General features: G+C 29.6%; 22 protein-coding genes. 19 read left to right on the top strand and 3 right to left on the bottom strand.

The window, feature by feature from the left end:
- Positions 1-183 precede the first annotated feature (183 nt).
- The 17 genes from hisB (at position 184) to F3K33_RS07120 (ending at position 15,772) form a co-directional block, all read left to right on the top strand.
- Entirely contained in the window at positions 184-771 is a 588-nt protein-coding gene (hisB, locus tag F3K33_RS07040) for an imidazoleglycerol-phosphate dehydratase HisB (protein ID WP_039772079.1), read from the top strand.
- Positions 772-898: 127 nt separating this feature from the next.
- Complete coding sequence (gene hisH / locus F3K33_RS07045) at positions 899-1,519, top strand: imidazole glycerol phosphate synthase subunit HisH (protein ID WP_039772081.1); 621 nt, start codon at positions 899-901, stop codon at positions 1,517-1,519.
- Positions 1,516-2,238, top strand: a complete 723-nt coding sequence (gene hisA, locus F3K33_RS07050) for a 1-(5-phosphoribosyl)-5-[(5-phosphoribosylamino)methylideneamino]imidazole-4-carboxamide isomerase (protein ID WP_017211522.1) — start codon at positions 1,516-1,518, stop codon at positions 2,236-2,238. Before hisH ends, hisA begins: the two co-directional genes overlap by 4 nt.
- A gap of 4 nt (positions 2,239-2,242) precedes the next feature.
- Positions 2,243-3,004 carry an imidazole glycerol phosphate synthase subunit HisF gene (hisF, locus tag F3K33_RS07055; RefSeq protein ID WP_039772083.1) on the top strand — a complete coding sequence of 254 codons (762 nt, stop codon included), beginning with the start codon at positions 2,243-2,245 and terminating at the stop codon, positions 3,002-3,004.
- A gap of 57 nt (positions 3,005-3,061) precedes the next feature.
- Positions 3,062-3,391: a phosphoribosyl-AMP cyclohydrolase gene (gene hisI / locus F3K33_RS07060; RefSeq protein ID WP_011968657.1), complete on the top strand. Its 330-nt coding sequence runs from the start codon at positions 3,062-3,064 to the stop codon at positions 3,389-3,391.
- Between the two features lie 31 nt (positions 3,392-3,422).
- Positions 3,423-3,749, top strand: coding sequence for a phosphoribosyl-ATP diphosphatase (hisE, locus tag F3K33_RS07065; RefSeq protein ID WP_039772085.1), 327 nt, complete (start codon positions 3,423-3,425; stop codon positions 3,747-3,749).
- Positions 3,750-4,388: 639 nt separating this feature from the next.
- Complete coding sequence (locus tag F3K33_RS07070) at positions 4,389-4,583, top strand: hypothetical protein (protein ID WP_017211518.1); 195 nt, start codon at positions 4,389-4,391, stop codon at positions 4,581-4,583.
- A gap of 129 nt (positions 4,584-4,712) precedes the next feature.
- The gene (locus F3K33_RS07075) at positions 4,713-5,528 is read left to right on the top strand and encodes a hypothetical protein (protein ID WP_023974253.1); all 816 of its coding nucleotides are present in this window, start codon (positions 4,713-4,715) and stop codon (positions 5,526-5,528) included.
- A 95-nt stretch (positions 5,529-5,623) separates the two neighbouring features.
- Positions 5,624-6,907, top strand: a complete 1,284-nt coding sequence (gene tig / locus F3K33_RS07080; protein ID WP_039772087.1) for a trigger factor — start codon at positions 5,624-5,626, stop codon at positions 6,905-6,907.
- A gap of 156 nt (positions 6,908-7,063) precedes the next feature.
- Positions 7,064-7,663, top strand: coding sequence for an ATP-dependent Clp endopeptidase proteolytic subunit ClpP (gene clpP / locus F3K33_RS07085; protein WP_011968661.1), 600 nt, complete (start codon positions 7,064-7,066; stop codon positions 7,661-7,663).
- Between the two features lie 42 nt (positions 7,664-7,705).
- Positions 7,706-8,995 (top strand): ATP-dependent Clp protease ATP-binding subunit ClpX, encoded by a 1,290-nt coding sequence (gene clpX / locus F3K33_RS07090; RefSeq protein WP_023974252.1) that lies wholly within the window; start codon positions 7,706-7,708, stop codon positions 8,993-8,995.
- Positions 8,996-9,240: 245 nt separating this feature from the next.
- Positions 9,241-10,917 (top strand): ATP-dependent protease LonB, encoded by a 1,677-nt coding sequence (gene lonB, locus F3K33_RS07095; protein WP_039772089.1) that lies wholly within the window; start codon positions 9,241-9,243, stop codon positions 10,915-10,917.
- A gap of 307 nt (positions 10,918-11,224) precedes the next feature.
- A complete protein-coding gene (gene lon, locus F3K33_RS07100; RefSeq protein WP_039772091.1) occupies positions 11,225-13,555 on the top strand; it encodes an endopeptidase La in 2,331 nt (776 codons plus the stop codon).
- The gene (gene yihA / locus F3K33_RS07105; protein WP_011968665.1) at positions 13,545-14,141 is read left to right on the top strand and encodes a ribosome biogenesis GTP-binding protein YihA/YsxC; all 597 of its coding nucleotides are present in this window, start codon (positions 13,545-13,547) and stop codon (positions 14,139-14,141) included. Before lon ends, yihA begins: the two co-directional genes overlap by 11 nt.
- 220 nt (positions 14,142-14,361) lie before the next feature.
- A complete protein-coding gene (locus F3K33_RS07110; protein ID WP_011968666.1) occupies positions 14,362-14,847 on the top strand; it encodes a hypothetical protein in 486 nt (161 codons plus the stop codon).
- A 31-nt stretch (positions 14,848-14,878) separates the two neighbouring features.
- Entirely contained in the window at positions 14,879-15,133 is a 255-nt protein-coding gene (locus tag F3K33_RS07115; protein ID WP_011968667.1) for a hypothetical protein, read from the top strand.
- A 114-nt stretch (positions 15,134-15,247) separates the two neighbouring features.
- Positions 15,248-15,772 (top strand): hypothetical protein, encoded by a 525-nt coding sequence (locus F3K33_RS07120; RefSeq protein WP_011968668.1) that lies wholly within the window; start codon positions 15,248-15,250, stop codon positions 15,770-15,772.
- Between the two features lie 288 nt (positions 15,773-16,060).
- Here F3K33_RS07120 and F3K33_RS07125 read toward each other — a convergent pair whose 3' ends face one another.
- Together F3K33_RS07125 and perR are read right to left on the bottom strand one after the other, a co-directional pair.
- Entirely contained in the window at positions 16,061-16,984 is a 924-nt protein-coding gene (locus tag F3K33_RS07125; protein WP_011968669.1) for a hypothetical protein, read from the bottom strand.
- Between the two features lie 137 nt (positions 16,985-17,121).
- Positions 17,122-17,529, bottom strand: a complete 408-nt coding sequence (gene perR, locus F3K33_RS07130) for a transcriptional regulator PerR (protein WP_011968670.1) — start codon at positions 17,527-17,529, stop codon at positions 17,122-17,124.
- A 413-nt stretch (positions 17,530-17,942) separates the two neighbouring features.
- On the opposite strand from perR, the gene F3K33_RS07135 reads away from it, so the two are divergent.
- Complete coding sequence (locus F3K33_RS07135) at positions 17,943-18,269, top strand: hypothetical protein (protein ID WP_011968671.1); 327 nt, start codon at positions 17,943-17,945, stop codon at positions 18,267-18,269.
- Positions 18,270-18,411: 142 nt separating this feature from the next.
- A complete protein-coding gene (locus F3K33_RS07140; protein WP_236895129.1) occupies positions 18,412-18,648 on the top strand; it encodes a hypothetical protein in 237 nt (78 codons plus the stop codon).
- A 142-nt stretch (positions 18,649-18,790) separates the two neighbouring features.
- Here F3K33_RS07140 and F3K33_RS07145 read toward each other — a convergent pair whose 3' ends face one another.
- Positions 18,791-20,275: a nicotinate phosphoribosyltransferase gene (locus tag F3K33_RS07145; protein WP_023974245.1), complete on the bottom strand. Its 1,485-nt coding sequence runs from the start codon at positions 20,273-20,275 to the stop codon at positions 18,791-18,793.
- Positions 20,276-20,306: the final 31 nt, after the last annotated feature.

Below are 20,306 nucleotides of genomic sequence, written 5' to 3' on the forward strand. Positions count from 1 at the left end.
ATATTGATTTATTTAAAGGGATAATATTTGATTCAATAAAAAATAATTATATCATTTGCATATTATTTTCTTAGATATGCTTGACTATAGAAAGATTATGTTTTATATAGATATTATTAATTTATAGAATTCTTTTGGAAAACTATATTTAAAATACAATTATTCGTTTTAAGGAGAATTAGTATGTCAGATAGAAGCTCAAGAAGAGAAAGAATAACTAAAGAAACTAGTGTTAGAGTAGAAATTGACTTAGATGGAAACGGGAATAGTGAAATAAATACAGGGATTGGATTTCTAGACCACATGTTAACTTTGTTTTCATTTAATAGTAAGGTTAACTTGGATGTGTTTGCTAAAGGAGATTCTTATGTATGTGATCATCATACAATAGAAGATATCGGAATAACATTAGGAGAAGCATTTAAAGAATCACTAGGAGATAAGCATGGCATAAACAGATATGGAACTTTTTATGTACCAATGGATGAAACGCTTGCTTTAGCGTCAATTGATGTGAGCAATAGACCCTTTTTGGTTTTTGATTGTGATTTTAAGAGAGAAAAAGTTGGTGAAATGTCAACTGAAATGGTGGTCGAATTTTTTAGAGCCTTTGCATTTAATGCTGGAATAACACTTCATTTAAAAGTTTTATACGGTGAAAATGATCATCATAAAATAGAAGCTTTATTTAAAGCTTTTGGAAGAGCAATTAAAGAAGCCATATCTAGAAGTAGTGATAATGATATACCATCTACTAAAGGAAGATTATAGAAAATTATAAAAGAGAAAAATGAATAATGATGATTATTAATAAAATATCTGTAAAGTTTGGGGAATAGAGATGCTAACTTATCATTTGTTATTCATTTTGATCTTTATTATAGGAGGGGGTTATATAATGATAGTTATAATAGACTATGGAATGGGAAATTTAAAAAGCGTTAAGAATGCCCTGGATTATCTTGAGATTGAGAATAAGATCTCATGTAGTAAAGATGAAATCAGAGCTGCTGATGCATTAATATTGCCAGGCGTTGGAGCATTCCCAGATGCTATGGAGACTATTGAAAAATTATCTTTAGACAAAATAATATCAGAAGAAGTAAGAAGGAATAAACCGCTTCTTGGAATATGTCTCGGTATGCAATTATTATTTGAAAATGGATTTGAAGGAATTGAAAGAAAAGGGCTCGGCTTATTAAAAGGTAGTATTATTAAAATGAAAGATGATAAAGTTAATAATATAAAGATCCCACATATTGGTTGGAATGATTTGGTGTTTAGTAGAAGCGATGAACTTTTCAGAGGCATAGATGAAGGGGAATTTGTTTATTATGTGCATTCTTATTTTGCACAAGATTATAATAATGAAGATTTGGTAGCATACAGCGAATATGGGGAAAATAAGATACCAGGTGTAGTTAGGTGCAAAAATGTAATAGGAGCTCAATTTCATCCGGAAAAAAGTGGATCTGTAGGTTTGGCCATTTTAAAAAATTTTGGGGAGTTGATTAAATGATAATTTTACCAGCGATTGATATAATTGATGGCAAGCCAGTAAGATTGTATCAGGGAGATTATAATAAAAAAGAAATTGTTGCAGATGATGTATTTGAAACAGCAAAATCTTTTCAAGATATAGGGGCAGAATATATACATCTAGTAGACTTAGATGGGGCTAAAAATGGAAGTAATCAAAATCATGAGTTAGTAATTAAAATTGCTAAAGAACTTAATATTCCTGTAGAACTAGGAGGGGGAATAAGATCTTTTGAAACTATCAAATATCTTTTAGATAATGGGGTAGCAAGAGTTATTTTAGGAACTATAGCAATTGAGGATGAGGAGTTACTAAAAAAGGCAATATCAATATATGGTAGTAAAATAGCAGTGGGAATAGACTGTAAAGATGGTAAAGTATATGGGAGAGGATGGCTTGCGGCTAGTGAGCTAGATTATATAGAATTTGCTGAAAAGATGGAGAATATAGGCGTTAAAAATATAATAGTAACTGATATTAGTAAGGATGGAACTTTAGAAGGACCTAATGTGGAAATGCTTAAAAAACTTAAAGAAACAGTAAGTATTGATATTACAGCTTCTGGAGGAATTAAGGATATTGAAAATATAAAAGAATTAAAAGATATAGGCTTATATGGGGCAATAACAGGTAAAGCTATATATGCTAGAACATTGTCTTTAGAAAAAGCAATAGAAATTTCTAAAGAGGGGAGATAAATGAATGCATACTAAGAGAATTATTCCATGCCTTGATGTAAAAGAAGGAAGGGTTGTTAAAGGAGTTAATTTTGAGGGATTGGTTGATGTAGGTGATCCTGTTGCACTTGCAGAATATTATAATAGTCAAGGGGCAGATGAATTAGTATTCCTAGATATAACAGCAACTCATGAAAGACGGGGCATAATGGAAAAAGTTGTTCAAAGTGTAGCTGAAAAAATTTTTATCCCATTTACAGTAGGTGGTGGGCTTCAAACTTTAGATGATATAAAGTCAATACTTAGAGCAGGAGCAGATAAGGTGAGCTTAAACTCAGCAGCTGTTAGAAATAAAATGCTTATAAAAGAAGGAGCTTTCTATTTTGGAAGTCAATGTATAGTATTGGCAGCTGATGCAAAGAAAAGATCTGATAATACAGGATGGAATGTTGTAATAAACGGAGGAAGAATTGATACAGGATTAGATCTGCTAAAGTGGATTGAAGAAGCAACAGCGCTTGGAGCTGGAGAAATTCTTTTAACATCTATGGATGCAGATGGAACTAAAAAAGGCTTTGATTTGGAATTGACAAAAGCTGTAAGTGATATAACTAATGTTCCGGTAATAGCTTCAGGTGGATGCGGTTGTTTAGAAGATTTTTATGATGTATTTAAAAGTAATATAGCGGATGCAGCACTTGCCGCTTCTCTTTTTCACTATGGGGAGTTAACTGTTGATGAGGTTAAAAGATATTTACATGATAAAAATGTTTCAGTACGTATATAAGTTTAAGATTATATAAAAAGCAAATAGCTAGTATATATCTGAAGGGAGAAAAATTGTATGGAGATTTGCAAGAGAGTGGAACAAGTTGATTTTGAAAAGATGAATGGATTGATTCCAACTATAGTTCAAGATTATAAAACTAAAGAGGTTTTAATGTTAGCCTATATGTCAAAAGAAAGTTTAAATAAGACATTAGAGGATAATACAACTTGGTTTTACAGTAGAAGTAGGGATGAACTTTGGAATAAAGGAGCAACTTCGGGACATTTTCAGTATGTGAAAGAAATAAAAATAGATTGTGATAATGATACCATTTTGATATTAGCTGAGCAAGTTGGAGCGGCATGCCATACAGGAAATAGAACTTGTTTTTATAGGGATTTGTAATTTATATATGAGAAGCATTGGAGGATTAAAAATGGATGAAAATATAAAGGCTTTATATGAGACTATACTAAAAAGAAAAACAGAAGGTGAAGAGGGATCCTATACGAAGTATCTTTTTGAAAAGGGAACAAACAAGATACTAAAAAAAGTTGGAGAAGAATGCACGGAAGTTATAATTAGTTGTAAAGAAAATAATAAAGAAGAACAGATAAATGAGATTTGTGATCTTACTTATCACTTACTTGTTCTAATAGCTCAAATGAATATTTCGATTGAAGAAGTAGGAGCAGAATTGGAAAAGAGGAGAACTAAAATTAATAATTTTAAAGGTGAAAGAAAACCGATAACAAATGTTTAAATAAATTCTATTTGTAATTAAGCGGTATTATAAGTATAAAAGTAGGATTGTTTGTCTGAGCAATCCTTTTTTTTGATGTTAAGATGCGGAAATCTGAATAACATAAGTTTTAGAATTACAAAATTTTAACGGTTGATTGTCAATTATAAGTTGAGTATTATAATATTAGGTAAACACAAAGTAAATTTTTTATTAATTATAGGCAAGAATACTTATAATATTAAACATAAAAAAGAAAACCTGTATATATAGTACAGGTTTTCGCATGTCCACTCGAGAAAGGAAATAAATGAACATGTTATTGTGGGTTTATAAAATTTTATGGCGATAAACCATAAAGTGTATGGGCTATTTGTTACAATATTGATAATTTAATTATACAATAATCACAAAAAAAAACAATAATTTTTTATATTATGACAATTAAAATATAAGAGAAATAAGTAAAGTTTATATTGCTAAGTAATGGCTTTTTTATATAGAAAAAATTATAAGAAATTTATAGGTGTATAATATAGATATTATGTAGAAACTAACTTGAATTTAATGTAGATTAAGAATGAAAATATTAAATTAATATATAAATTTAATATTGCAATATATAATTACAAAATAAAATAATATGTGTAGGAGAATGAAATGATTAAAATATATAAAGAAGAATTGTTGAAAAATACCATAGATTATGAAGAGTATTCAGAAAATGTTTGTAAATTAACACTAGAAGAACTTAAAAAAGAAGGGTTATTGGAATGTGGAGGTTGCTGCTTAAAGGGAGAAAATAAAAAAGGTAATTGCTCAAGCTGCAATAGTAAGAACAGTTGTAAAAAATAATATTATTTTTTGATCTAGGATTATATGATTATAAAAATATAAAATATGTTGTAGATTTAAACAAAAGAATAATATATAATGAATTTGTTTATATTATAATACATTAGAAAGATTTGGAGGGGGCCATCTTTGGGAAAGCCAAGTATTTTTAGTAGAGAATATGAAAAAAGGATGAAGCGAAGAAGAAGAAATGCGATAATAATATTTTTGGCAATAATATTAATAACATCTGCGCTATCAATTAAAATAGCGTATAATCCAATAGATTATGAAAATATTAAACAAAATATACAGGCATGGATTGATAGTGATACTAATAATTCTTCAGAACAAACTAAAGCAGAAAAACAAGAAACATCTGATGAGAAAAAAGATGAGGAAGTAGTTCAAGAAGAACCTCAAAAACCGGTGGAAGAATATATAAATATAACTCTAGCGAGTGGAAATGTTGCAAAAGCAATTTATGTAGATGATGCTAATACCGGAAAAGTTTTCAAAACTTTAGATACTAGCGATAATGGTGTTAGTTACAGCATAAGTCCATCTGGTAAGGAAATAATTGTGGAAGATACAAATTCAGTAATTACTCTATATAATTTAGATGGAACAAACAAGGTGATATCAAAAGATCAATATGTATCTACAAGTGGAAGTGTTTTTACTAAAGAATCTACAATTCAATCAAATCCAAAATACTTATGGAATCAGAATCCAAAATTTATTAGTGAAGATAAAATAATATTTGTAACTAATAGGCCATATTTTGGAGGTGGAAATCTTAAAAAGTATCTATGGATGACTGATATTTCAACTAATGAAGATAAGGTTATGTGGGATTTAGCTGGAGCTAATATAGAAATTGGTGAAAAGGAAGAAAAAGGCGTTAAAATTACTGTTGATGGTAGAGTATATTTTATCGATGTAAATGGTAATTATATTCAATAGAGATAATATTAATAAATTATTTGATAAGATTTAAGTGTTTATGGTATAATGACTTAGTTAAATTAGATGCACACTATTTAGGAGGAAAGAATAAAATGAAAGCTAAAGTGGAAAAAATAGAAACAAATGTGATAAAATTAGAAATAAGGGTTGAAGCTGAAAAATTCGATGCAGCGTTAACTAAAGCTTATAATAAGAATAAGGGCAGATATAATATACCTGGATTTAGAAAAGGAAAGGTTCCTATGGCAATGGTTAAAAAGTTCTATGGAGTTGAAGTATTCTATGATGACGCAGTTAATTTTGCTATAGATGAATCATATCCAGAAGCATTAAATGCAGAAAATATTAAACCTGTAGATTACCCACAAGTTGATATAGTGGAATTAGGAGAAGGTAAAGAATTAGTTTATACTGCTACAGTTACTACTTATCCAGAAGTAGAACTTGGAGAGTATAAAGGATTAGATATAAAGAAGCCTATATATAAAGTAGAAGATACTGAAATAGATAAGCAAATTAAAGAAATGCAAGAAAAAAATGCTAGAATAGAAGTTAAAACAGAGGGAAATATAGCTAAAGGGGATATAGCTGTTATTGATTTCAAAGGATACATAGATGGAGTTGCTTTTGAAGGTGGAGAAGGCTCTGATTATTCTTTAGAAATAGGTTCTGGTACTTTCATTGATAATTTTGAAGAACAATTAATCGGTTTAGCAGTTGGGGATAAAAAAGAAGTAAATGTTACTTTCCCAGAAGCTTATGGAAAAGAAGAATTAAACGGAAAACCAGCAATGTTTGAAGTTGAAATTAAGTCAATTAAAGTTAAAGAATTGCCAGAATTAGATGATGAATTTGCTAAAGATGTATCAGCAGTTGACACATTTGCAGAATTAAAAGAAAATCTTGAAAAGACATTAGAAAAAAATAACGATGAAAAGGCAGAAAGAGAATTCGAAGAAGCTGTTATAACTGCAGTAATTGAAAACTCAAAAATGGATATTCCAGAAGTTATGGTAAATAAAGAAATTGATGCCATGATGCAAGATCTTGAAGGAAGATTAAAATATCAAGGTTTAAGCTTAGAACAATATATGGAATTCACAGGAAATACAACTGAAAAAATGAGAGACTTTATGAAAGAAAATGCAGAAAGAAAAGTTAAAGCTGATTTAGTTCTTGAAGCTATTGCAAAAACAGAAGAAATTAAAGCAACTGAAGAAGAGTTAAATGCAAGAGCTTTAGAATTAGGAAAGATTTATGGACCAAAAGATCCAGAAAAAATGGCTAAAATCTTAGTTAAGTCTCAAAGAAACATGATTGAAAAAGACATAATATTAGAAAATACTTTAAAATTCTTAAAAGAAAATTGCAAATAATTTATTTTAATATATAATATAAAATAAGGATGCTAATTATAAATTGCCAGAAAAAAAATTTTTTTCTGGCAATTTATTCAAATAATAATTAACAAAGTAATAAAAAAAATATATAATTAGAATTAGAAAAAGTATAATAGTAAAAGGAGGATTTATATGGCTTTAGTACCTATGGTTGTAGAACAAACAAGTAGAGGAGAACGTTCCTATGATATATTTTCAAGATTATTAAAAGAAAGAATAATCATGTTAAGTGGAGAAGTGAATGATGATAGCGCTAATTTAATAGTAGCACAATTATTATTTTTAGAAAGTGAAGATCCAGATAAAGATATATATATATATATAAATAGTCCAGGAGGATCAATAACAGCTGGAAATGCTATATATGATACTATGCAATATATTAAGTGTGACGTATCAACAATATGTATAGGGATGGCAGCTTCAATGGGAGCATTTTTACTTTCTTCTGGAACAAAAGGAAAGAGATTTGCACTTCCAAACGCTGAAGTTATGATACATCAACCACTAGGCGGTTTTCAAGGTCAAGCAACAGATTTTGAAATACATGCTAAAAGAATATTAAAGATGAAAGAAACTTTAAATAGAATTTTAAGTGAAAATACTGGTAAGCCTTTAGAAACAATTAAAGCAGATGTAGAAAGAGATAACTTCATGTCTGCAGAAGAAGCTAAAGCTTATGGGTTAGTTGATGAAGTAATAACTACGCATAAAATAGGAAAAGATAAATAAGATTGAATTTTCAATTTATACGTTTTTAAGTGAGGTGAATGTATGGCTAAATATGATGAAAAGAAGCAGTTAAAGTGTTCTTTCTGCGGCAAAACTCAAGAACAAGTAAAAAGATTGATTGCAGGTCCGGGAGTATATATTTGTGATGAATGTATTGATTTATGTTCTGAAATTATAGCAGATGAATTCCAAGAAACTGTTGATTTTGACCCTAAAAGTGTACCAAAGCCAAATGAGATTAAAGAATACTTAGATTCTTATGTCATTGGGCAAGAAAGAGCAAAAAAATCTTTAGCAGTAGCAGTTTATAATCATTATAAAAGAATTAATACTAATAAAGAAGATATTGATGTTGAATTATCAAAAAGTAACATTTTACTACTAGGGCCAACTGGTTCAGGTAAAACACTACTTGCTCAAACATTAGCAAGATTTTTAAATGTACCTTTTGCAATTGCTGATGCTACAACATTAACAGAAGCTGGATATGTTGGAGAAGATGTAGAAAATATTCTTCTTAAACTAATACAGAATGCAGATTATGATGTAGAAAAAGCTGAAAGAGGCATTATTTATATAGACGAAATAGATAAAATTGCTAGAAAATCAGAAAATCCATCTATTACTCGTGATGTATCAGGTGAAGGTGTTCAACAAGCATTGTTAAAGATACTAGAAGGAACTGTTGCATCTGTTCCTCCACAAGGTGGAAGAAAGCATCCTCATCAAGAGTTTATCCAAATAAATACTTCTAATATATTATTTATTTGTGGTGGAGCTTTTGATGGTGTTGATAAGATAATAGAAAATAGAACAAGAAAGAGTTCTATGGGATTTGGAGCACAAATTCAAGCTAAACATGAAAAGGATGTTGGAAGCTTACTAAAAGAAATTATGCCAGCAGACTTATTAAAGTTTGGGTTAATTCCTGAATTTGTTGGAAGACTTCCAATACTAGTTACTTTAGAGTCTTTAGATAAAGAAGCTTTAATTCAAATTTTAACTAAACCTAAAAATGCTCTTGTAAAGCAATATAAGAAATTATTCGAGCTAGATGATGTTAAGTTAGAGTTTGACGAAGAGTCATTAATCGCAATAGCAGAAGAAGCGATTAGCAGACAGACTGGTGCCAGAGGTTTAAGAGCTATTATTGAAGATATAATGAATGAAATAATGTATGAGATACCTTCTGATAATAGAATAACTAATGTTATAATAACTGAAGAGGCTATCAAAGAGAAAAAGCAGCCTAGAATTGAAAGATTGGAAGAGGGAAAGATTAGACCTACTTTAGTAAAAGCTAGGACTAAGAAAGATATTGAATCAGCTTAATATTAGCGAGAATAATAAGTCAGTATATATTTTTTTATATATACTGACTTATTTAGCGTTTTTACAAGTTTTTAGTATTTTAAATATTGGATTGTTTTTATTTATATTTCAAAATCAAGAATATATTTGTAATAATAAGCAAATAATACTAATAATAAAAATTGAAGGAGGCAAAGTATATTTACTTTAGTAATAATAAGGAAATAAAATGTATATATTAGTAAAGGTAAGTATATTTAAAGATTATGACAAATATATTAATGATTTTGCAAATTATAGTTCTAATTCTCATGGTTTATGTTATGTGTAATGCAATAAGTAAACCACAAAAAAATAGGGAGATAATAATTGATAGGGAAAATACTAAGGAATTAAATAATCTAAATAGATTAAGACAAATAAGTTTGTCTAAGCCACTTACTGAAAAAAGTAGACCATCTAGTTTTGATGAGGTAATAGGGCAAGAAAAAGGGATTAAAGCATTAAAGGCAGCTCTTTGCGGGCCGAATCCTCAACATGTTATAATTTACGGACCACCAGGGGTTGGAAAGACAGCAGCAGCTAGATTGGTGTTGGAGGAAGCTAGAAAATCCAAACTATCGCCATTTACAGAAAAGTCAAAATTTGTTGAGTTAGATGCAACCACATTGAGATTTGATGAGAGAGGAATAGCAGATCCACTAATAGGTTCAGTGCATGATCCGATTTATCAAGGCGCTGGTTCTTTAGGTATAGCTGGAATTCCACAACCAAAGGCAGGAGCTGTTACAAAAGCTCATGGGGGTGTATTATTTTTAGATGAGATTGGAGAGCTTCATCCAATTGAGTTAAATAAGTTATTGAAGGTATTAGAAGATAGAAAAGTGTTTTTAGATAGCTCATACTATAGTTCAGAAGATACTAATATGCCTAAGTACATAAAGGAAGTATTTGATAATGGGCTTCCTGCTGATTTTAGATTAATAGGAGCAACAACAAGAGCGCCACATGAAATCATACCAGCTATAAGATCAAGATGCGTTGAAATCTTTTTTAGGGCATTATTGCCTGAAGAAATAGAGAAAATAGCTGAAAATTGTGTTAATAAAGTTGGATTGCAAATTTCAAAAGATGGTGTTGAAGAAGTAAGTAAATATTGCACAAATGGTAGAGAAGTAATAAATTTGATTCAGTTGGCATCTGGAATTGCTATTAATGAAGATAGAAGTGAGATTACATTAGATGATATTAAATGGGTATTAGAGAATGGACAGTATAACAAAATAATTTCAAATAAGATACCATCTCAATCTAGAGTTGGGGTTGTTAATGGATTAGCAGTATATGGAGCAAACATTGGAATGTTAATGCCGCTTGAAGTTAGTTGTAAGAAAGTTACAGGTAGAAGAGGGGAACTTAAAATAACTGGAATAGTTGAAGAGGAAGAGATAACTAATAACAATAAAAAAATAAAAATGAAAAGCACTGCTTTTGCATCTGTTCAAAATGTGCTTACAGTATTGGATAATTTATTCGATTTATCAACTGATAGATATGATATACATGTAAATATATCAGGAGGAATTCCAGTTGATGGCCCATCAGCTGGTATAAGTATTGCGACAGCGATCTATAGCGCTATAACTAAGCAGAAAATAAACAGGTTTGTTGCTATGACTGGAGAAATAAGCATATTAGGATCTGTAAAAGCGATAGGAGGAGTGAAGGCCAAAATATCTGCAGCCTTTAAAGCTGGTGCAAAAAAAGTTATAATTCCACAAGAAAACTATGATGAATCACTACATGAAATATGTGAAATAGAAATAATTCCTGTAACAAATTTTAAAGAGGTAATTAAGTTGGCTATAGAAGAAGATATAATTAATGAAAGCGAGCGAGAAATATTATCAGCTGAAGGCAATAACATTTTGAATAACTTGTAAAGTTATATTTTTAATTAGTACAGTAAAATATGAATAAATCTTAATATTTTTACACTTTTTCTTTTAAAATTAATATATTATGTTATAATAGATAAACTAAAGAGTATTTATAGTAGTGTATATGCTGTTTGATTAAACAAAATTATTATAAGTTTACAAAGCAAGTGACTAGGTATACTTGTTTTGTAAACTCTACAATATATAATGAGTTTTTTATTTTTAGAATCATTGAAAAAAATATTTATTATGTGTATACTAGATAAGTCAAAATAAATAATGTAATTAAGATATGGGGGGAAATAGTACTATGAAAAAGCTATATACGATTCCGCTAATTCCTTTAAGAGGATTGACTGTTTTTCCTAGTGTGGTTGTACATTTTGATGTGGGAAGAGAAAAATCCATAGCAGCTATTGAACAAGCTATGTTAGATGAACAAGAAGTTTTTCTTGTAGGGCAAAAAGATTCAATGATAGAAGAACCTAATCAAGATGAAATATATTCGATTGGAACCATATGTAAAATAAAGCAAATCTTAAAGATGTCTGATAATACTATTAGAGTTCTTGTGGAAGGCCAAGAAAGAGGTAAAATAGTTAAATATATAGAGGAAGAAGAAAGTTATATAAAAGTTTCAGTAAAAAAATTAGATGATAAAGTGGTTAAGAATGAGGAATTAGACGCCTATATTAAATTCTTGGATAAAGAATTTATGAAACTACTTAAGTTAAGTGAAGATAATTTTGGAGAAGCAGTTAAATCAATAGATTCACTTGAAAAACCAAGTCAGTTTGTAGACATGGTAGCTTCTTATGCAATAACTGATGAAAAGCTTAAACAAGAAATTTTGGAAATAGTAGATATAACCAAGAGAGTAGAGAAAGTACTAGAAAGAATTAAAATAGAGATTTCTATAGCAAAAATCCAAAAAAAGATTGCTAATAAAGTAAAGAATACAGTTGCAAAAGAGCAGAAGGAATTTTATCTAAGAGAGCAATTGCGCGCAATTCAAGAAGAATTGGGTGAAGATGATGAGGACAAGAAAGAAATAGCTAAGTATGAAGAAAAAATCAAGAAAGCTAAACTTCCTAATGAAGTTAAAGAAAAGGTTAATTACGAGTTATCAAGACTTAAAAGTATGAGTCCTACGTCATCAGAAGGCAATGTTGTAAAGGCATATTTAGACTGGGTATTGGATATCCCTTGGGGTAAGAATACAAAGGAAAATATTGATGTTACTAAAGCAAGAGAAGTTTTAGATAATGAGCACTATGGATTGGAAGACGTTAAAGATAGAATTATAGAGTATTTAGCAGTAAAACAATTCAGTAAGTCCCAAAAAGGACCTATTCTTTGTTTAGTTGGCCCTCCGGGTGTGGGAAAGACATCTATAGCAAAATCTATAGCTAATGCCATTAATAGAAAATATACAAGAATATCCGTAGGTGGAATGAAGGATGAAGCTGAAATAAGAGGTCATAGAAAGACATATGTTGGTGCAATTCCAGGTAGAATAGTCTATGCAATGAAAGAGGCAAAATCTATGAATCCATTAATGCTTTTTGATGAGATAGATAAAATTAGTTCGAGCTATAAAGGTGATCCATCTGATGCATTATTAGAAATATTAGATAGTGAGCAAAACAAAGATTTTAGAGATAGTTATTTAGAAGTACCAATGGATTTGTCTAAGGTTATGTTTATAGCAACAGCAAATTCTTTAGAAACAATACCAAGGCCGCTTTTAGATAGAATGGAAGTTATTGAAGTATCGGGATATACGTATGAAGAAAAATTCAATATAGCTAAAAATCACCTTATCCCTAAGATATTTAAAGAACTTGATATTCCGCAAGATAAAATTGATATAGAAGACGATTCTATTAGAATGGTTATCGAGGGATATACAAGAGAATCAGGAGTTCGTGGATTAGAAAGAAAATTAAGTTCTTTAATAAGAAAAGTATTAGCAGAAATGTTAAAAAGAGAACAAAAGGAATTCCTAATTAATAATGAAAGTGTTGAAAAATTATTAGGTAAGAAGACGTTTGATTTTGATCAAATTGATAAGGTGGACAAGGTTGGAGTAGTTACAGGAATGGCATGGACTGCATATGGAGGCGATACGCTTCCAATAGAAGCTATGGTTATGACTGGATCAGGAAAACTTGAACTTACAGGTAAGCTTGGAGATGTTATGCAAGAGTCGGCAAGGACAGCCTACAGTTATGTTAGAGCTAATGCAATTAAGTTTGGGATAAATGAAACTTTTTATAAAGAAAAGGATATCCACATTCATGCACCAGAAGGTGCAGTGCCTAAGGATGGTCCGTCGGCAGGCGTGACTATGGTAACTGCACTTGTATCAGCACTATCCGGCAAGAAGGTTAAGCATAATGTAGCAATGACAGGTGAAGTTACATTAACAGGAAGAGTGCTTCCGATTGGTGGGCTAAAGGAAAAATCTTTAGCAGCATTTAGAGCAGGAGTAGATACTATAATAATTCCTAAAGAAAATGAGAAAGATATAGATAAGATACCAAATTCGATTAGAAATAGCTTGAATATTATTTCTGCTAAAGAAGTTAATGAGGTATTGAAAAATGCACTAATTGGAGAGGATACTAATGAGAATTAAGAAATCAGATTTTATTACGTCAGCAGTAAAGAAGAATCAATATCCCATAGATAATAGAGTGGAAGTTGCATTTGTTGGAAGATCTAATGTAGGAAAGAGTTCGCTGATAAATTCATTAACCAATAGAAAAAAACTTGCAAAGGTTAGTCAGACTCCAGGAAAAACTAGATTAGTTAACTTTTTTCTTATAAATGATGATTTTTATTTAGTTGATTTGCCTGGATATGGATATGCAAAAGTTTCGAAGGCGGAGAAGGATAGCTGGGGGAAAACTGTTGAAATGTATTTGACTGGTAGAGAACAGCTAAAAAGAGTTGTCTTGCTTGTAGATTCTAGGCATAAGCCAACAGGTGATGATATAATTATGCATGAATGGATAAAACATTTTGGTTATGACGTTATAGTAGTTGCTACAAAGAGCGATAAACTTACACGGAATGAATTAAAGAAAAATGAGAAAGTTATAAAAGAAACACTCAAATTAAATTCAGATGACAAATTATATTTTTTCTCATCATTAAATAAAGATGGGAAAGATGAACTAATAGATAATCTTTTCTTAGAATTTGCGACAGATTTAGATTAGTAAAATATTTATATAAATTTTTATATAATAGTAAACAAATAACCTCTTACAGATATAATATTTGTAAGAGGTTATTTCTATTTAAGTAATGACATTATTTATTAAAATAGCTGATAAAAAATTTAAATAATTATAAGTTATAAAAAATAGTGTCAAAAATTTTAGGTAGGAATAATATATAGTATAAAAAAGAAAAAAATATTTCCAAGGAGGAATAAAAATGGAGATGAATGATATCCTAAATGGTTTAAATTCATGTGATGATGATTGTTCAGATTCAAGTTCTAACAATTGTGGTTGCGGGCCAAACTTTGGTGGACCAGGAATCGGAGGTTTCCCAGGGGGTATAGGAGGCTGTGGACAAGGATTCAATAATGGTGGTTGCGGATTTAACAGCTGGATTTGGATTTTATTAATATTATTCTATTGTGGCTGTGGAAGAAATAATTTAGGAAGAGGTAATGTAGGAAGTGATTGCTGCTGTGAGAAAAAGTGCGATTGCTGCTGTGAAAAGAAAGATTGCTGTTGCAACAAAGGCGGAGCTAATAGTGGATTCTTAGGTAGTTGTGCACCATATTTGTTTATATTAGTACTATTATTCCTTTGCAATAATAACAATGGAATAGGCGGAGGATTTAACAATTGTGGATTTGGCGGAGGAGTAAGTCCTTTCGGTAATAATTTTGGTTGTGCTGCTAATTGTTAAGATTCTTAATTTTTAGGAAGGAGAGATAAATATGTCTAAAAGGAAGAATAAATGTTGCTGTGAAAAAAGACACAATGAATGTTGCTGCTATGAGCCAAGATCAAATGCTTCAGATGGTTTATTAGGAAGTGGTTGTACACCAATCATATTTCTATTAATAGCATGCGGATCAGGTTTATTAAACTGTAACAAATCATATTTAATTATTTTACTATTTATATTATGTGGTGGATGCTTCTCTAATCTTTTAGGAGGCGGACGAGGAGAAAGTAATTGCTGCTGCTAGGATAGTGGATAGAGGGCTTTAATGGCCCTCTAAAAAAATGCATAAAAACATAAACATTTTTAGAATGATATACATATATTAAAAAGAGACAATTTTAAGTGAGAGGATTTTAAAATGGCTAAGCATAAACATAGAGAACAAGATCAAACATCAAATGATACTAGTTCTAATATTAATGATAATGCTAGAAATGCACCTTTCGGAATTGATCCTATGCAGTTAATGGGATTACTAGGTGGAAATTTTGATATGAATAATATGGGGAATATGTTAGCTTCAATGAATACAAATGGATTTAATTTGGGAAATTTAAATTCAATAGCTCAAATGATGGGGTTAAATTTAGATAATAACTTATTTCAAGGAAATATGAGTGGAAGTCAAAGCAATGTAAATAATAAGAATATGTATTCAAATCCTAAAGAATATTCTAGCAATACGAATCCTAAAAATTCTGAAAATCTAAATGAAGATAAAGGTGTTAAAAAGAACAATGTTGCAACAAACAGAAATATTAAGGATAAGGATGCGAACTTAGAATTTTTAATGGCAATTAGAAGTTATGCTCATCCGGATAGAATAAAGTTTATTGATAGAATCATTGAAGCTTATAAGAATGGAGAACTCAAAGAAGCATAAAAAATAAAAATTATTTTTTAAATTGTGTATACAAAAAGAAATCATGTCAATAATATTAATGTAATAGAGAAAGTATTCTCTTACAAACTTAATGGATTATTAAGTAAGACTTGATTTAGAGAGGTATTTCCATCTAAAATCTAGTTAAGCTTATCCAGAAGTTTAATGCCGTTTGGTTAACATTTAAAGAGTTTGATGTGTTAATGGCAGTTCAACTATCGGATAAATTTTTTACTTCATTAAGTAACCCCTCATCCCCCTTTAGGCCGCTAATGCGGCCTTTTATATTTATTTAGCTTTTTGTATACTATTTATTTTATAAGAAGAACCTTGCTTTTCAAAATCTATTAATAATATCAACTCACTTTTATTATTTGTACCTTTAAGATTGCTTTTTTCAAAAGATAGTCTCCACCTTATAGCTGAGGGCTCTAATGACTCAGTCCACTTATAATCATAAAAAAAGGCATTTTGAAAAGTATACGAATAATTATCTTTATCTAAACTCCAAAGTAAAGATAAATTCTCTTTGTCAATTGTAGAAGAGAAGATATCTGGAAGATCATCAACTACGTAAGGAAGCTCAACTAAATTAATAAAACTCGTTGCAGAATCCAATGAAGGAAGATTTGTATTATCCTTACTAGTATCTAAAATATCATTATTAATGAGCATAAAGCTATTTAATGAAGAAAGCCCTTCTGATGATGATATTGAATAACATTGAGGAGTCTTAGAATTTTTACAATCCAATATACCAAAAATATTATTATTACTTGAATAGAGCAAATTAAAGTTTTTTTTATTCCACTTAAATACATAAGACATAGACTTATCATTTTTAGAGCCAAGAAGTATAATTTCAGGAATATTATCTCTAGAAAGATTATGAAAATAAACTTTAGGCTCAAAATGAAGATTAGTCGTGAAAAGTGTTTTGTCACTAAGTTGATTGGAAAGATAATGATCATTATCAAAACAATTTATATTAAAATCAACCTTATTTTGTGAGCTTAATAATTGAAAAGTATCTTTTTTGCCATCACCTGTTAAGTCATATTGTGTATTTTGGGTAATGTTTATTGGAGATATAGTTTGTAAAGATTTAAACTTATTAGAAATAAAGTAAACCATACCTAAAATTAAAAATAATGCTGATATATATAGTGCTGAGTTTACTAAAATCCTTTTCTTTAATATTATGATTTTCATTATGTATCACCTCAATAAATTATATGTTGATATAGTGATGCATATTAATAATATAAAAGCGATAAAATAAAAAAAGACCATAACTTCACGCAAAATATTTTTTGCCTAAGTTATGATCAGGATGAAGAAAATAACAATTATTTGCAGTTGCTACAATAACCATAAAAATAAACCTTATTTGAAACAATCTGATAATCAGTATGCTCTTTTGCTAAAGCATTAAGATTATCTAGAGATAGATCTTTAAAATCATCTACTCTTCCGCAACTTAAGCATTGTAAGTGAGGATGAGGTAATGAATTACCATCATATCTAAAGTTTCCTTCACCAACATTTATTTCTTGAATTAATCCTACATCAACTAATGTTTTTAATGCTTTATATACAGTAGCTAAACTCATAGTTGGATATTGGATATGAATATCAGAATAAATAACGTCTGCTGAAGGATGAGAAGTAGTATTAATTAAATAGTTATATACTGCAAGTCGTTGAGGAGTTAATTTTAGCTTTTTTTCTTTGAAAACTGAAGCTATTTGATCCATTTTAAAAACCTCACTTCTATTAGTTTTATGTATCGATTATAGCATAGAAATAAAGAAGGAGTCAACTAATTAATTAATACTATTTTTAAACAATTATTATTATTTAGAGAAATATTGTTAATAAAAATGCAAAGAAAAAGATTGAGTTTGCTTAATTTGAACATTTAATTATAAATAAACACGCAATTTCAATTAATTTTCTGATAATTGAATGAAAATATCAAAAATTTGTTGTACATTAAAGAAAAGTCTGTTAAAATATAACTAAGCAGAGTATGTTAATTAATTAACATACTATAGTAATTATAATTACTATTTCTACAAAAAAATGATAATTTTTATTACAGACTTAATCAAAATCATTTAGCCTATGATAAAAATATAAATAGAAATTGATGAGGAGGCGTATTTTTGTGGGAAAATATAAAGTTGGGGACGAATTAATAATTGTAAATGATCCAAGCAAGGATAATGAGAAGTTAAAGGAATTAACAAAATTAACTGTTGATGGAGACTTCGCACAAATATCTTGGGGAATAAAAATATTAGAAGTAGAATATGACAAGCCATATGTGACATTAACTTATAAAAATGTTAAAGGCGAGAAAAATAAAGTTTTTTCTGAATGTAGAGACATAGAGAACTTTGATAAAGAAAAAGTTTTGGAAAAGGCATTACTTAGAGCATTCCAAAATGAACTTATAAATATATCAGTTGTTAAGAATATTTGTCAAATATAATTATAAAAATTAAGGAGCATTATAAAAAATGCTCCTTAATTTTACATAGAATTCCATTGTAAAATCTTTACTTTTAAGGGCGTTTGTAATATAATGAATTCATAAATTTATGAGATTTATAAATTATTAGGATGAGAAAAGGATGGCGGGTTTTATGAGTAGGTGTCCATTTTGGTCAACAACAAAAGAGAAAGTGGAGTGTTATAGTGAATGCCCTATAAAAAGTGAATCATTAAAAGGGCAAGATGATAAGCTTTGCATTTTTAATGAATGTAGTGAGTCAAGCAGTATCGATTTTAAGGAAATTATGAAAGAAGACTACGGTTTTCTAAATTTGCCTATATATGATGACGAAAAAAGAACAAATATTAACTATTAATGCTAAAGAAATATAGATTAGAATATATGAAAATATTCTAATCTATATTTTTATTGATAAAAGAAGTATATGTTTATTTGATCTATAAAAATATTATAATATTTATAGATAAGTTCGCGAATTAACTTAGTTTTGTAGAGTTTTACTCTTGTGCTTCATAAGAGTTTGTATATTTATGAAGAAGAGAATGTTTTAAAGACCATAAATTTTGTGATAAATCAACATAATAAGTATGAGGATTTTCAAATCTAAGTACTTCAGGCCACAGCTTATCAGTTTCAAGTTTTGAAAAATCTTTTATTTCTAAAACTGTAGGAGATTTATACACGCACTTTCCACTTTTGAATATTGGTGATTGAAGTTCTTTAGTGTAATAGTTCTTGATTTTTTTTCTCTTCCATGTATGAATAGGGTCGAATATTATTAATGGTTCATTCTCGTTAATGTTTTCATCTCTTAAAGTAATTAAATCCGCAATGGCCTTGTGAGAGTTTTTATCAAATATTCTTATTATCTTCTTAAAACCTGGATTTGTTATTTTTTCTTCATTTTCGCTTATTTTAATTTTAGGGATAATGTCATTATCACCTTCCAATGCAACTAATTTATAAACGCCGCCAAAAACTGGTTCTGACTTAGCAGTTATAAGTCGCTCACCAACTCCAAAAGAGTTTATACATGCACCTTGATCTAATACATCTTTTATAATATGCTCATCAAGAGAGTTAGAAACTACAATTCCACAATCTTCATATCCAGCTTCATCTAACATCTTTCTGCATTTTCTTGTTAGATAAGTAATATCGCCAGAATCTATTCTTATGCCACGAGGTCTCTTGCCAAGAGGTTTTAAAACTTCATTAAATACTTTTATTGCATTTGGAATTCCTGACTTTATGACATTGTAGGTATCAATAAGTAATACACAATCATCTGGATAAATTTCAGCCCAGGCTTTAAAAGCATCATATTCTGTATCGTATAATTGAACCCAACTATGAGCCATAGTTCCAACAGCAGGTATATTAAACATTCTGTCTGACATAGTGCAGGCTGTTGAACTACATCCACCTATAATAGCTGCTCTAGCACCATAAATTGCGCCGTCATAACCTTGAGCTCTTCTTGAACCAAATTCCATTACAGGACGCCCATCTGCTGCTCTACAAATTCTATTAGCTTTTGTAGCAATTAGTGTCTGATGATTTATTGTTAAAAGAATCATTGTTTCAAGGAATTGAGCCTGAATTACAGGGCCACGAACAGTTACAAGAGGTTCGTTTGGAAATACTGGGTTCCCTTCTGGAACAGCCCAAACATCGCAACTAAAATCGAAGTCCCTTAGATAGTCAAGAAATTCTTCGGAGAAGGCGTGTTTATCTCTTAGATAAGTAATGTCGTCATCAGTAAATTTTAAAGTGCTTAAATAATCAATTAATTGTTCAACTCCAGCCATTATACAGTATCCGCCATCATCGGGGATTCGCCTAAAGAACATATCAAAGTATGCTATTTTGTCTTTAAGTCCTTTACGGAAATAACCATTACCCATAGTCAATTCATAAAAATCAACTAACATCGTTAAATTTCGTTCATCCTTAACATTAAAACTAGATTTATTATCCATAATAATCTCCTTTAAAAAACATGTAAATAAT

This window comes from Clostridium beijerinckii, assembly GCF_008705175.1.
Lineage (GTDB): Bacteria > Bacillota > Clostridia > Clostridiales > Clostridiaceae > Clostridium > Clostridium beijerinckii.

Coding starts and splice junctions, on each gene's coding strand:
- lonB (WP_039772089.1), top strand. CDS start 9,241: ATGACAAATATATTAATGATTTTGCAAATTATAGTTCTAATTCTCATG.
- yihA (WP_011968665.1), top strand. CDS start 13,545: ATGAGAATTAAGAAATCAGATTTTATTACGTCAGCAGTAAAGAAGAAT.
- F3K33_RS07110 (WP_011968666.1), top strand. CDS start 14,362: ATGGAGATGAATGATATCCTAAATGGTTTAAATTCATGTGATGATGAT.
- hisI (WP_011968657.1), top strand. CDS start 3,062: ATGGAGATTTGCAAGAGAGTGGAACAAGTTGATTTTGAAAAGATGAAT.
- F3K33_RS07120 (WP_011968668.1), top strand. CDS start 15,248: ATGGCTAAGCATAAACATAGAGAACAAGATCAAACATCAAATGATACT.
- clpX (WP_023974252.1), top strand. CDS start 7,706: ATGGCTAAATATGATGAAAAGAAGCAGTTAAAGTGTTCTTTCTGCGGC.
- hisH (WP_039772081.1), top strand. CDS start 899: ATGATAGTTATAATAGACTATGGAATGGGAAATTTAAAAAGCGTTAAG.
- hisE (WP_039772085.1), top strand. CDS start 3,423: ATGGATGAAAATATAAAGGCTTTATATGAGACTATACTAAAAAGAAAA.
- perR (WP_011968670.1), bottom strand. CDS start 17,529: ATGGATCAAATAGCTTCAGTTTTCAAAGAAAAAAAGCTAAAATTAACT.
- F3K33_RS07125 (WP_011968669.1), bottom strand. CDS start 16,984: ATGAAAATCATAATATTAAAGAAAAGGATTTTAGTAAACTCAGCACTA.
- hisF (WP_039772083.1), top strand. CDS start 2,243: ATGCATACTAAGAGAATTATTCCATGCCTTGATGTAAAAGAAGGAAGG.
- lon (WP_039772091.1), top strand. CDS start 11,225: ATGAAAAAGCTATATACGATTCCGCTAATTCCTTTAAGAGGATTGACT.
- F3K33_RS07115 (WP_011968667.1), top strand. CDS start 14,879: ATGTCTAAAAGGAAGAATAAATGTTGCTGTGAAAAAAGACACAATGAA.
- tig (WP_039772087.1), top strand. CDS start 5,624: ATGAAAGCTAAAGTGGAAAAAATAGAAACAAATGTGATAAAATTAGAA.
- clpP (WP_011968661.1), top strand. CDS start 7,064: ATGGCTTTAGTACCTATGGTTGTAGAACAAACAAGTAGAGGAGAACGT.
- hisA (WP_017211522.1), top strand. CDS start 1,516: ATGATAATTTTACCAGCGATTGATATAATTGATGGCAAGCCAGTAAGA.
- F3K33_RS07070 (WP_017211518.1), top strand. CDS start 4,389: ATGATTAAAATATATAAAGAAGAATTGTTGAAAAATACCATAGATTAT.
- hisB (WP_039772079.1), top strand. CDS start 184: ATGTCAGATAGAAGCTCAAGAAGAGAAAGAATAACTAAAGAAACTAGT.
- F3K33_RS07145 (WP_023974245.1), bottom strand. CDS start 20,275: ATGGATAATAAATCTAGTTTTAATGTTAAGGATGAACGAAATTTAACG.
- F3K33_RS07140 (WP_236895129.1), top strand. CDS start 18,412: ATGGCGGGTTTTATGAGTAGGTGTCCATTTTGGTCAACAACAAAAGAG.